The organism is Arthrobacter sp. SW1 (genome assembly GCF_001766675.1).
GTDB lineage: Bacteria > Actinomycetota > Actinomycetes > Actinomycetales > Micrococcaceae > Arthrobacter.
The window spans coordinates 66496-78913 of record NZ_MJLT01000068.1; the positions used below are offsets into that span (position 1 = coordinate 66496).

General features: G+C 67.0%; 14 protein-coding genes. 7 read left to right on the forward strand and 7 right to left on the reverse strand.

The window, feature by feature from the left end; genetic code table 11:
• The first annotated feature begins 103 nt into the window (after positions 1 to 103).
• The 5 genes from tsf to BIU82_RS18145 all read left to right on the forward strand — a co-directional run bounded on the left by tsf (position 104) and on the right by BIU82_RS18145 (position 4014).
• Entirely contained in the window at positions 104 to 940 is an 837-nt protein-coding gene (gene tsf / locus BIU82_RS18125) for a translation elongation factor Ts (protein ID WP_070350858.1), read from the forward strand.
• 154 nt (positions 941 to 1094) lie between these two features.
• Positions 1095 to 1832 (forward strand): UMP kinase, encoded by a 738-nt coding sequence (pyrH, locus tag BIU82_RS18130; RefSeq protein WP_070350859.1) that lies wholly within the window; start codon positions 1095 to 1097, stop codon positions 1830 to 1832.
• Between the two features lie 95 nt (positions 1833 to 1927).
• Positions 1928 to 2485 (forward strand): ribosome recycling factor, encoded by a 558-nt coding sequence (frr, locus tag BIU82_RS18135; protein ID WP_070350860.1) that lies wholly within the window; start codon positions 1928 to 1930, stop codon positions 2483 to 2485.
• Entirely contained in the window at positions 2485 to 3408 is a 924-nt protein-coding gene (locus BIU82_RS18140) for a phosphatidate cytidylyltransferase (RefSeq protein WP_070350861.1), read from the forward strand. Before frr ends, BIU82_RS18140 begins: the two co-directional genes overlap by 1 nt.
• 21 nt (positions 3409 to 3429) lie before the next feature.
• The gene (locus BIU82_RS18145) at positions 3430 to 4014 is read left to right on the forward strand and encodes a DivIVA domain-containing protein (RefSeq protein ID WP_070350862.1); all 585 of its coding nucleotides are present in this window, start codon (positions 3430 to 3432) and stop codon (positions 4012 to 4014) included.
• Here BIU82_RS18145 and BIU82_RS18150 read toward each other — a convergent pair.
• Genes BIU82_RS18150 through BIU82_RS18170 form a run of 5 tightly spaced genes read right to left on the reverse strand, consistent with a single transcriptional unit; the run spans position 4011 to position 8511 of the window.
• Entirely contained in the window at positions 4011 to 4715 is a 705-nt protein-coding gene (locus BIU82_RS18150) for a hypothetical protein (RefSeq protein ID WP_070350863.1), read from the reverse strand. The genes BIU82_RS18145 and BIU82_RS18150 overlap by 4 nt on opposite strands.
• A gap of 42 nt (positions 4716 to 4757) precedes the next feature.
• A complete protein-coding gene (locus BIU82_RS18155; protein WP_070350864.1) occupies positions 4758 to 6221 on the reverse strand; it encodes a cation acetate symporter in 1464 nt (487 codons plus the stop codon).
• Positions 6218 to 6598, reverse strand: coding sequence for a hypothetical protein (locus tag BIU82_RS18160; RefSeq protein ID WP_070350865.1), 381 nt, complete (start codon positions 6596 to 6598; stop codon positions 6218 to 6220). The genes BIU82_RS18155 and BIU82_RS18160 overlap by 4 nt, the downstream gene beginning before the upstream one ends.
• A complete protein-coding gene (locus tag BIU82_RS18165) occupies positions 6595 to 7314 on the reverse strand; it encodes a LytTR family DNA-binding domain-containing protein (RefSeq protein ID WP_070350866.1) in 720 nt (239 codons plus the stop codon). Before BIU82_RS18165 ends, BIU82_RS18160 begins: the two co-directional genes overlap by 4 nt.
• A gap of 30 nt (positions 7315 to 7344) precedes the next feature.
• A complete protein-coding gene (locus tag BIU82_RS18170) occupies positions 7345 to 8511 on the reverse strand; it encodes a histidine kinase (RefSeq protein WP_070350867.1) in 1167 nt (388 codons plus the stop codon).
• Positions 8512 to 8705: 194 nt separating this feature from the next.
• Here BIU82_RS18170 and BIU82_RS18175 point away from each other — a divergent pair, with 194 nt between their 5' ends.
• Both BIU82_RS18175 and BIU82_RS18180 read left to right on the forward strand, forming a co-directional pair.
• Complete coding sequence (locus BIU82_RS18175; RefSeq protein ID WP_070350946.1) at positions 8706 to 9086, forward strand: DUF485 domain-containing protein; 381 nt, start codon at positions 8706 to 8708, stop codon at positions 9084 to 9086.
• Between the two features lie 68 nt (positions 9087 to 9154).
• Complete coding sequence (locus tag BIU82_RS18180) at positions 9155 to 10711, forward strand: sodium/solute symporter (RefSeq protein WP_070350947.1); 1557 nt, start codon at positions 9155 to 9157, stop codon at positions 10709 to 10711.
• Between the two features lie 83 nt (positions 10712 to 10794).
• On the opposite strand, the gene BIU82_RS20240 is transcribed toward BIU82_RS18180, so the two are convergent.
• A complete protein-coding gene (locus BIU82_RS20240) occupies positions 10795 to 11571 on the reverse strand; it encodes a hypothetical protein (RefSeq protein WP_074466466.1) in 777 nt (258 codons plus the stop codon).
• Between the two features lie 127 nt (positions 11572 to 11698).
• Complete coding sequence (locus BIU82_RS18190) at positions 11699 to 12166, reverse strand: Lrp/AsnC family transcriptional regulator (RefSeq protein WP_070350868.1); 468 nt, start codon at positions 12164 to 12166, stop codon at positions 11699 to 11701.
• Positions 12167 to 12418 lie beyond the last annotated feature (252 nt).

Below are 12418 nucleotides of genomic sequence, written 5' to 3' on the forward strand. Positions count from 1 at the left end.
GCCCCCAAAGGCATCGGGAGCTACTGACAGGATGGTGGCCCGCCAGTCGGGCTGCCGTCCTGTCAGTCCGTAAACACATAAATTTCTAGACAGAGGGGTTCACATGGCGAACTACACTGCTGCAGACATCAAGGCCCTGCGCGAGCGCACCGGCGCCGGCATGATGGATGTCAAGAAGGCTCTTGACGAAGCCAACGGCGACGCCGAGAAGGCCATTGAAATCATCCGCATCAAGGGCCTCAAGGGCGCTACGAAGCGTGAAGGCCGCGCCACCGCTGAAGGCCTGGTTGCCGCCAAGGTCACCGGCAACGTCGGCGTGATGGTCGAAGTCAACTGCGAAACCGACTTCGTTGCCAAGGCTGACAAGTTCATCCAGCTGGCCGACAAGGTCCTGGCCGTGGCTGTCGAGTCCGGCGCTGCCGACCTCGAAACCCTCCTGGCAGTCGACGTCGACGGCAAGCCGCTGTCCGAGGTCGTCGTCGAAGAAGGCGCCGTTCTCGGCGAGAAGGTCGCCGTCCGCCGCATCGCCCGCATCGAAGGCGCCACGGTTGACGCTTACCTGCACAAGACCTCCAAGGACCTCCCGGCCCAGGTCGGCGTCCTGTTCGCTGTCGACGGTGAAGGCGAAGCCGCTGCCACCGCCGCACACGACGTCGCCGTCCACGTTGCCGCCATGGCCCCGAACTACCTCACCCGCGAAGATGTTCCGGCTGAGCTGGTCGAGTCCGAGCGCCGCATCGCCGAAGAGACCGCCAAGGCCGAAGGCAAGCCGGAAGCCGCCCTGCCGAAGATCGTGGAAGGCCGCGTGACCGGCTTCTACAAGGGTGAAGTCCTCCTGGACCAGGCATTCGCCAAGGACTCCAAGAAGACCGTTGCCCAGGTCCTCGAAGAGGCCGGCGTCAAGGCAACCGCCGTCGCACGTTTCCGCGTCGGCAACTAGTCGCACGCAACAAAGGGGTGGTCACTTCGGTGGCCGCCCCTTTTGCATGCGCCTCGCAGCATGCGGCAAGCAAGCCGCCTGCGCCCGCCGGGCCGCTTTCTGCCCCGGCACCCAGCAAGATAATCTAGCCAGAGTCCACCAACGGGAAGGCATCATGGAATCCGAGAACACAGCAACCCAGCCCGAGAAGACCAAGCGCCGCGTACTCCTGAAGCTGTCCGGTGAGGTCTTCGGCGGCGGCAAGCTCGGTGTGGACCCTGAGACCATCCGCTCCATCGCCAAGCAGATCGCGGCAGCCGTCTCCCAGGTGGAAATCGCCGTCGTGGTCGGTGGCGGCAACTTCTTCCGCGGCGCCGAACTCTCGCAGAGCGGCATGGACCGCTCCCGCGCCGACTACATGGGCATGCTCGGCACCGTGATGAACAGCCTGGCCCTGCAGGACTTCCTGGAGCAGGCCGGCGTGGACACCCGCGTCCAGTCCGCGATCTCCATGGCGCAGGTGGCCGAGGCCTACATCCCGCGCCGCGCCATCCGCCACATGGAAAAGGACCGCGTGGTGATCTTCGGTGCCGGCGCCGGCCTGCCGTACTTCTCCACCGACACCGTTGCCGCGCAGCGCGCACTCGAGGTGCGTGCCGACGTCGTGCTGATGGCCAAGAGCGGCGTGGACGGCGTCTACACCGCCGACCCCAAGAAGGACCCCTCCGCCGAAAAGCTGGAGACGCTCAGCTACGATGACGCCCTGCGCCGCGACATCCGCGTCATGGACCAGACCGCCATGACCATGTGCAAGGACAACAAGCTCTCCATGGTGGTCTTCGGCATGGAAGGCGAAGGCAACGTCACCCGGGCGATCCTCGGCGAGAAGCTCGGAACGCTCGTCACCCCCTAGCAACGGCTAGGATACCTTTAGGACCATCCGCCCTCCGGGGCGGACTTTACTGTGCACCCGGTGAAACGGGATGCGACTACATCTGAGGAGAAACCGTGATCGAAGAAACCTTGCTCGAAGCCGGGGAAAAGATGGACAAGGCGGTCGAGGTAGCCAAGGAGGACTTCGCTTCGGTCCGTACCGGTCGTGCCAACCCGGCCCTCTACAGCAAGGTGATCGTGGAGTACTACGGCACCCCGACGCCGCTGCAGCAGCTGGCCTCCTTCGCTGTGCCGGACGCCCGCACCATCCTGATCACCCCTTACGACAAGACCGCCCTGCGGGACATCGAAAAGGCGCTGAGCGATTCCGAGGTGGGCGCCAACCCGTCCAACGACGGCAACGTGATCCGCGTGGTCATCCCCGAGCTGACCCAGGAACGCCGCAAGGAATACGTCAAGATCGTCAAGGGCAAGGGCGAAGACGCCAAGGTCTCCATCCGCAGCATCCGCCGCAAGGCCAAGGACTCCCTGGACAAGCTCGTCAAGGACGGCGAAGCCGGCGAGGACGAAGGCTCGCGCGCCGAGAAGGAACTGGACGGCATCACCAAGGCACACGTCGATGCCATCGACGAACTGCTCAAGCGCAAGGAAGCCGAGCTCCTCGAGGTCTGATGAGCCAGGCTGAGCCAGCGCCCGCGCACGGTACCTCCCGCGCCAGGCGGAAAAGCGGCAACCCGACGCCGAAGGCAGGCCGGAACCTCCCGGCGGCCATCGGCGTCGGGCTTTTCCTGTTGGTGATGGTCCTGGGCGGGTTGCTGTTCCTGCCGCTGGGCTTCGTGCTGGTCACAACCGCGTTCGCGGCGCTCGGCGTCTGGGAGATCTTCCGGGCGCTGGACGCCCACGGCGGAACCCGGCTGCCCGTCGTGCCGGTCCTGACCGGCACGGTCGCCATGCCCTTTGCCGCATATTTCGGCGGACTTGAGAGCCTGCTCTTCGCGTTCCTGCTCAGCTGCGGCGCCGTTCTGCTGTGGCGATCCCTGGAGAGCGCTGCGGGCGCCCCGCGCAGCATCTTCGCCGGCGTCTTCACGCTCGCCTGGGTGCCGTTCCTGATCAGCTTCGCCGTGCTTCCGCTGCACGCCACCGGAGGAGCGACGACGGCGGGGCCTTGGCCGGGTGGCCAGATCCCCGAGGGTGCCTGGCAGATCGCCGTCATGCTGCTCCTGGTCGTTTCGAACGATACTTTCGGCTATCTCGTGGGCGCCCTGTACGGCAAGCACCCGATGGCGCCGAAGATCAGCCCGAAGAAGAGCTGGGAAGGCTTCGCCGGCTCCGTGGGCGGGGCCATGCTGATCGGTATCCTGGCCAGCATTTTCCTCCTGGGCCGCCCGTGGTGGGTGGGGGTGGTGCTCGCGGTCGGAATGGTCGCCGCTGCCACCGCCGGCGACCTCGCCGAATCCATGGTCAAGCGCGAGCTCGGGGTCAAGGACATGAGCAGCATCCTGCCCGGGCATGGCGGCGTCATGGACCGACTGGACTCGATCGTTTTTGCCGCCCCGGTGGCGTTCATTCTTTTCGCGCTGCTGAGCGGCGCCTGACAACAATCCGGAGGGACAACAGTGGCAATGGATGTTCGTCGCCAGATTCCCGCGGCCTTCGAGCGCGTGGAACGCAACAAGTACGGGTACAACGCCAAGCAGGTGGACCAGTTCTTCCAGCGGGCCCGGGTGTCCTTCGAGGACCCCGCGGCCGCTGAGGTGAAGATGGGCAGCAAGGATGTCCGCACCGTTGCCTTCGACGCGGTGAAGGGCGGGTATGACGCCGCTGTGGTGGACGCGGCCCTGGACCGGCTGGAGGATGCCTTTGCCCGCCGCGAGCGGGACGAACTGATCGAGGCCGAAGGCGAAGAAGCCTGGCTGCGCCAGATCGGCCGGCTGTCCGGCGTGTTGCGGGCCCGCCTGCACCGGCCCGCGGGGCAGCGGTTCCGCCGCCCCGAGAAGAAGCGGGTCCGCAGCTACGATGTGGCCGACGTCGATGCCCTCTGCGAACAGCTGATCGGCTACCTCGAACAGGACCAGCCGTTGAGCGTGGACAACGTCCGGCGCGCTGCCTTCCGTGCGGCCAAGGGCCCCGAAGGCTACGAAGAAGCCCAGGTGGATGCGTTCCTGGACCGCGTGGTCGAGCTGATGGCCGCCATCGACTAAGCGCCTTCCGGCGGCGTGGGGGACAGGGGCGTGAAGTTCCGCCACGTGGCGCTGTACCTGCGGTAACCCTGTGCCAGCGACCACCCGGCGAACGCCAGGCCGCCGACTGCGGCCAACGGTATCGCCAACGGCAAGGGGACGCCCGGAAGGACGAGCACCGTCCCCAGCAGCAAGGCGATGAGGGCGGCATTGACCGCGGTGATGAACGTCATGCTGCTCCCGGCGACATGCCGGAACGTCGTACTGCCGCCCAGGAAGTCATAGGTCTTCATGGAGCCGGCTTCGTCGTCATGGTATTCGGCCATCAGGTACCGGGCCAGGCCGGGGTCGAGCTCGACGTACGCCGCGCGGAGCCGGTTCATCGCGATGACGTACATCAGGTCCTCCATGCCCACGTTCATGACCCGGATCTGGGTGAGCAGGCCGATCGCCAGGTCGATGCACAGCACCACGATGCCGAAGGTGATGAAGGTGTCGGAAAACCTGGTTGCCTGGCCCACGAGCGCCGCGCTGAGCAGGCTCGCCGAGGTGAACGTGAGGAACATGCTGATCCGGGTCAGCACTTCGCCCTGCGTGGTGCTGCGCGAGGCCAGCAGGCTCCAGTGCTCGGTGGCGAGGAGCTGGGCGCGCACCGCGGCCGGCGTAGCTGACGGCGGAACTCCGGCGTCGCCGTCGGGGGCTGCTTCATCCCTGGGGGACATGCCGCTATTGTCCGCCTTCCGGACGCCGCCCGCGAGGGTTTCCTAGCGTCCGTCCGCGAGCGGACGCTCCGGAACGTGCAGGCGGGTCATGACCCGGGTGACCGTGCCGGGAATCCGCTGCCTGGTGGCCAAGGACACCAGGACCATGACGGCGAACGCCGCAGGAACCGTCCAGGCCGCGGGCTGGGCGAGCCAGGCCGGCGCGGTGCCGCTGCCCAACAGCGTGGCCGCCACCATGGCGCCGCCGCATAGCACGGCGCCGGTGAGCATCCCGGCGATCGCGCCCGCGTCGCTCAGGCCCCGCCACCAGATGCCCAGGAGCAGCACCGGGCAGATGGTCGAGGCCGTGAACGCGAACACCAGGCCCACGCTTCCGGCCAGGCCCAGCGAGTCCGTCACCAGGGCGAAAACCAAGGGGACGACGGCGGCCAGCAGGGCCGCGATGCGGAAGCCGCGGACGTTGCCGCCCAGGAGGTCCTGGCTGATGACGCCGGCCAGCGACACCATGAGCCCGGACGTGGTGGACAGGAACGCTGCGAAGGCGCCGGCCACCACCAAAGCCGAAAGGAGCTCTCCGACGGTGCCGCCCACCAGCTCTCCCGGCAACAGCAGCACGAGGGCGTCCGAGCGGCCGCCACGGGCAAGCTCGGGGGCGTACATGCGCCCCAGCAGCCCGGCCGCCGTCGGGAACAAATAGAAGACGGACAGCAGGCCCAGCACGATCAGGGTGGTCCGCCGTGCAGAACGGCCGTCCGGGTTGGTGTAGAAGCGGACCAGCACATGGGGCAGGCCCAGCGTTCCAAAAAGCAGCGCCACCAGAAGCGAGACGGTCTGGTAGCCGCCGGCCGCGGGCAGCCCTGTTGGATTCACGGCTTCCGGAACCGGGATGGCCGTCCCGCCGCTCTGGTGCAGGAGCAGGAAGACCACCGGGACGGCGAGGGCCGTGAGCTTGAGCCAGTACTGGAAGGCCTGGACGAAGGTGATGGATCGCATGCCGCCGGCAGCCACCGTCAGGTACACCACCACGACCACCGCCAACGCCCCCACCCAGGACGGCAGTCCTGTGCTGATCCGGATGGTGAGCCCCGCACCGTGCAACTGCGGCACGATGTACAGCCAGCCCACCGCCACCACCACCAGGCTGGTCACCCGGCGCACGGCTTTGGATTCCAGGCGGGCCTCGGTGAAGTCCGGAATGGTGTAGGCGCCGGAACGGCGCAGGGGAGCGGCCACGAACAGCAGCAGCATCAGGTAGCCGGCCGTGTAGCCCACCGGGAACCAGAGGGCGTCCGTGCCGGAGAGCAGGATCAGGCCGGCGACGCCCAGGAAGCTCGCCGCGGACAGGTACTCGCCGCCGATCGCGGACGCGTTCCACCACGGCGGGACCGTGCGGGAGGCGACATAGAAATCGCCGGTGGTGCGCGAGATGCGCAGCCCGTAGAAGCCGACGACCGCCGTCGCGATCACCACCACGAGGAACGCCGCGAGGCCGACCGGGGGGCTCACCGTTCGTCCACCAGCTCCCGGTACCGGGCCTCATTCCGGGCGGCGGAACGGTTGTAGAGCCAGGCGGCCAGCCCGATCACCGGATACAGCCCGGCCCCCAGGATCAGCCAGTTCACCGGGATGCCCAGCAGCCTCAGCCGCGCCAGGTCCGGGACCAGGGCCACCATGAGCCCGCATGCCGCCAGCACCAGGAGGAATCCGGCCGCCACCACGATCGCCAGGCGCAGCTGGGACCGGATCAGCGAACGGACATACAGGCGGCCGACCTCGGAGTCGACGGCGGCATCGCGCCCGCCCGCGAAGCCGTCCCTGCCGGAGAGGTACCCGCCCGGGCGCCGTCCGGCGGACTGCGGGGCGGTGACACGGACCCTGGTCATCCCTGCGGCCGAATCCGAGTGGCTTCGAGCTTGTCCCTGACCGAGGGCAGGTGCCGGCGGCTGATCGGCAGCCCGGCACCGGCCACCGTGACGCTGGGATGCGCGGCACCGAGTTTCAGGTGCTCCACATGGTTCAGGGAGATCAAGTAGGAGCGGTGGATGCGGATGAACCCGGCCTCGGCCCATTGCTGCTCGAGGTCGCTCAACGGGACCCGGATGAGGTAGCTGGAGTCGGCAGTGTGGAGGCGGGCGTAGTCGCCTTGGGCCTGGACGTAGCTGACGTCGTCGCGCCGGATCATCCGGGTGGTGCCGCCTTGGTCCACGGTGATCATCTCCGGGGCCGTGTTGCCGTCGCGGATCAGCTCGCTGACCCGTCCGAGCGAGCGGGCGAGCCTTTCGGCACGCACAGGCTTGAGCAAGTAGTCGACGGCGGCCAGTTCGAAGGCCTCCAGCGCACAGTCTTCGTCCGCGGTGACGAACACGACGGCGGGCGGTACCGGAATGCGCGAAATGGCCCGGGCGATGTCCAGGCCGGAGAGGGCGGGCATGTGGATGTCCAGGAACGCGACGTCCACGGCTTCGTTTTCGAGCACGCGAAGGGCTTCGGAACCGGAGGAGGCGCGGTGGATGGTGCCCACCCGCTCATCCTTGCCCAGCAGGAAGGCGAGTTCTTCAACAGCGGGGAGCTCGTCGTCGGCGACGAGGACGTTGATCATGACAGCAGCTTAACCCTCCGGAAACGGCGATCAGGCATCGTGCTTCGGCTGGGATTTGGGCACCCGCAGGGTGATCAGCGTTCCTTCGCCGGGAGCGGTTTCGATGACCAGGCCGTGCTCGTCGCCGTACACCTGGCGCAGCCGTGCGTCCACGTTGCGCAGGCCCACGTGTTCGCCGTCGGCATGGCCGGCCAGCACGGAACGCAGGTGTTCCGGGTCCATCCCGACGCCGTCGTCCTCCACCGTGACTTCCGCGTACGCGCCGGAATCGTAGGCGCGGATGGTGATATGCCCGGGCCCTTCCTTGGCTTCCAGTCCGTGCCGCACCGCGTTCTCCACCAGGGGCTGCAGGCTCAGGAACGGAATGACGGTGCTCAGGACCTCGGGAGCGATCTGCAGGTTGACCTGCACGCGCTCGCCGAAGCGGGCCCGTTCCAGGAGCAGGTAGCGGTCGATGCTGCGCAGTTCCTCGGCCAGCGTGGTGAAGTCGCCGTGCCGCCGGAAGGAGTAGCGGGTGAAATCGGCGAACTCCACCACCAGTTCACGGGCGCGGGCCGGATCGGTGTTGATGAACGAGGCGATCGCGTTGAGCGAGTTGTAAATGAAATGCGGGCTGATCTGTGCCCGGAGCGCACGGACCTCGGCCTCCATCAGGAGCGTGCGGGAGGCATCCAGCTCGGCGAGCTCCACCTGGGTGGCCACCCACCCGGCCAGTTCGCTGGTGGCGCGCACCAAGCCGGCACCGGCGTGCGGGGCGAGCGCGGCAACGCAGCCCGCCACCCGGTTGTCCGCCCGGATCGGGGCGATGACGGCCTTCAGCGACGGCGACGCGTCCAGCAGCACGGTCCTGCCGTCCGCAAGCACCGGCGCGGCCAGGGCCATCAGCTGCGGCTTCAGTTCCTCCGCGGCACCGTCCCAGGCCAGCACCGTGTCCACGTCGGTGATCGCGAGGGCGTCGCAGCCCAGCAGCAGGCGGAGTTGCCGGCTGGCCTTCGCCGCGCCCGCCGGCTGCAGCCCCGTGCGCAGGTGGGCGCCGGCCCGCGACGCCGCGTGCAGGGTCTTGTAGGTGGCCCGCTCGGCGTCCGTGCCCAGGTCCCGGAAGGAGCGGATCACCATGAGGCCGACGCCGACCGCGGCCGCCACCGCCAGGACGATGACGGCGATCGCGGCGGCGGTCAGGAGCGGGGAATCGGGCATGGAGCAAGAGTAGCGAACCGTGCGGCCCGGCCCGCCGGGGCACTGCGGCGATGCCGTTCACCGCACCATCGTGCCCGTTGGGCGACGCCGCGGCGCGTAACTCTGGAAGGCCCGCCTCCTCCGTTGAATAGTGATTCCAATCACACGACCCGATGGCGGGACCCGTTGTGGAGACGTCAATCCAGGAGGAAACCATGGGTAATGAGGCCCAGCCGGCGGACGCAACGCAGTCCGTGGATTTCCAGCAAGTGCAGCAAACCGAACAATTCCGCGAACTGCGCCGGCGGCACCGCAGTTTCGTCTTCCCGATGGCCGTCGCCTTCCTGCTGTGGTACTTCGGCTACGTGCTGCTGGCCGACTACGCCGTGGGATTCATGTCCACCAAGCTGTGGGGCAACATCAACGTGGGCCTGGTGCTCGGCCTGCTCCAGTTCGCCACCACCTTCGGGATCACGGCCTGGTATGTGAGCTACTCCAACCGCCGGCTTGATCCGATCGCCGCGGAGATCCGCAACGAAATCGAAGGCCACGAATTCGATACGCACGGCCAGCCGGTCAAGGGGGTCCGCCAGTGAGCGCCACGGTTTTCGCCTCGGTTCCCGCGGTCAACGTGGCCGCGCTGAAGGACACCACCCTGCTGAACATGGGCATCTTCGCCCTGTTCGTCTTGGTCACCATGGTGATCGTCTTCCGTGCCAGCCGGAACAACAAGACGGCCGCCGACTACTACGCCGCCGGCCGTTCCTTCACCGGATCGCAGAACGGCACAGCTATCGCCGGCGACTACCTTTCGGCGGCATCGTTCCTCGGCATCACCGGTGCCATCGCCATCAACGGCTACGACGGCTTCCTGTACTCCATCGGCTTCCTGGTGGCCTGGCTCGTAGCGCTGCTCCTGGTGGCCGAGCTGCTGCGCAACACCGGTAAGTTCACGATGGCCGATGTGCTGTCCTTCCGGCTTCGTCAGCGGCCGGTCCGCATCGCCGCGGCCCTGTCCACACTCGCTGTCTGCTTCTTCTACCTGCTCGCCCAGATGGCCGGCGCCGGCAGCCTCATCTCGCTCCTGCTGGGCATCAGCGACTGGGGTGGACAAGCATTGGTGATCATCGTCGTCGGCGCCCTCATGATCATGTACGTGCTGATCGGCGGCATGAAGGGCACCACCTGGGTGCAGATCATCAAGGCAGTCCTGCTGATCTGCGGCGCTGCCGTCATGACCCTGTGGGTGCTCTCCATTTACGGCTTCAACCTGTCGAACCTGCTCGGCTCCGCCGCCGAAGCCGCCAACAACCCCAACGTCCTCAACCCCGGCCTGCAATACGGCAAGAGCGAAACCACCAAGCTGGACTTCATGTCCCTGGGCCTGGCGTTGGTCCTCGGCACCGCAGCCCTGCCGCACGTGCTGATGCGCTTCTACACCGTGCCCACGGCCAAGGAAGCCCGCAAGTCCGTGGTCTGGTCCATCTGGCTGATCGGCCTGTTCTACCTGTTCACCCTGGTGCTCGGCTACGGTGCCGCAGCGCTGGTCGGTGCGGACACCATCAAGGGCGCTCCCGGCGGCGTCAACTCCGCCGCCCCGCTGCTGGCCTTCCACCTGGGCGGCCCGCTGCTGCTGGGCTTCATCTCCGCGGTCGCCTTCGCCACGATCCTCGCCGTGGTGGCCGGCCTGACCATCACCGCCGCGGCCTCCTTCGCGCATGACATCTACGCGAACGTGATCGCCAAGGGCCAGGCCGACGCCGGTACCGAGGTCAAGGTGGCCCGGCGCACCGTGGTGGTGATCGGCGTCCTGGCGATCCTGGGCGGCATCTTCGCCAACGGCCAGAACGTTGCCTTCCTGGTGGCGCTCGCCTTCGCCGTGGCCGCCTCGGCGAACCTGCCCACGATCGTGTACTCGCTGTTCTGGCGGAAGTTCACCACCCAAGGCGCGGTATGGAGCATGTACGGCGGCCTTGCCTCGGCGATCATCCTGATTGCGTTCTCGCCCGTTGTCTCCGGAGCCAAGACCTCCATGATCCAAGGCGCGAACTTCGCGATCTTCCCGCTGAGCAACCCCGGCATCGTGTCCATCCCGCTCGCCTTCTTCCTCGGTTGGCTTGGAACGGTCCTGGACAAGCGCAAGGAGGACGCCGCCAAGCAGGCGGAGATGGAAGTCCGCTCGCTTACCGGCGTCGGTGCCGAGAAAGCGGTGGACCACTGAGCCTCTCCTGATAGTCCTGCTATCGGAAACGCCGAAGCCCTCCTGCAGTCAGCTGCAGGAGGGCTTCGGCGTGTTGGCTGTGGCTATTTGCGGGGTTTCACCCGGATGGCATCCATCTTCAGCTCGCTGCCCACGAAGCCGTAACGGAGCTCGATGATCCGGCCGCTGCAATCCAAGGTGCCGGACACCTCGGCTTCATTGCTGCCGTTGTTCGACTGGGCCTCGACCGAGTTGAAGGCAGCCTTGCAGTCACTGTCCAGGTCCAGGCCGTTGATGCCGCGGACGAAGCTGGCCTTGGTGAGGTCCGCCTTCAAGGCGTCCGAGAGGAAGCGGTCGTAGGCTTCCTCGGTTTCGCCGTTCACCAGGAGCTTGGTGAACTCCTCGGCCTGGCCCTTGGCCTTGTTGGTGGCATTGCCCACCAGGCCGACCAACAGGATGACGCCGACTACGACCAGCACCAGCACGGCGGCAATCACGCCGAGCAGGATCCACAAGGTCTTGCGGTTTTTCGGTGCCGGAGCGGCAGGCTGGCCGAACTGCTGGCCGTACTGGCCGCCGTCGTACTGTTGCTGGCCGTAAGGAGGCTGGCTGTACTGGGTCTGACCATGCGGCGGCTGACCATGCGGGGTCTGGCCGTAAGGCTGCTGGCCCGGCTGTCCATACTGGGGCGGGGTCGGCTGTCCGTAGGGAGGCTGGCCATACCCGGGCTGGCCCTGCTGCGGCGGTCCGAACTGGGGCCCTCCGAACTGTGGCGCTCCGAACTGGGGTCCTCCGAACTGCGGGGGAGCGGCCGGGGGCGGTGGCACTGGAGTGCCGTCGGGGTTCCGCGGGGGCAGTTGTGGGTCCTGGGGAGTGCTCACGATGGTTCGCCTTTCCGGCCGCCTGCGCCGCCAATGCCTTGAACCGCGGTTCGCCCCGGCGGTCCGTTTGAATCAAACCGCATTCCGGGGCGGCGGGGCAAACGGCGGTGGCGGGGGAAAGGCCCGGTCAGCCGCCGGTTTTGCGCAGCAGCGGCTGCATCCGGAACGGGATCATCTCCTGCATGGCCAAGGCGGTATCGGTGCGTTCAACGCCGTCGCACGCCAGGATTTTGCCGTTGATGCGGAAGAGGTCCTCGGCATCGAGGGCCACCACGCGCAGCAGCAGATCGGCCGAACCGGTCAGGCCGTGCCCTTCGAGGATTTCGGGGATTTCGGCGAGTTCCTCTGCCAGCCGGCCCAGCTTCTGCTGCTGGACATGGACCGAAATGAAGGCGAGGAGCGGGTAGCCGAGGGCTGTCGGATTGATGCGCCGCTCAAACGACAGGAAAGCGTGCTTCTTCTCGAGCTGGGCCATCCTGGCCTGGACTGTGTTCCTGGACAAGCCGAGCTTCTGTGCCAAGGCCACCACGGTGCCCCGCGGATCCTTCGCCATGGCCGAGAGCAGCCGGGTGTCTGTGCCATCCAAAGCTTGCATACTGCGCAACATTAGCACGGTGATGATGGCCGCGTTAGGGCATTATGCTCAGAATCCGTGGCGGTGGTTGTACCCAATGAGCATTGTGAGTAGGGTCACAATTATCCGGGCGAAGGGGCCCGGGCCGCTGCTGCCCGCAGGACCAAAAGTCCCCCGTGGCAACCGCAAAACAGAACAAGCCGAAAGGTGCGATCAACAGTGTTGACGGACGAAGCCGGCCGGGACCGCAAGGCTCCGGAACCCGCGAAGAGT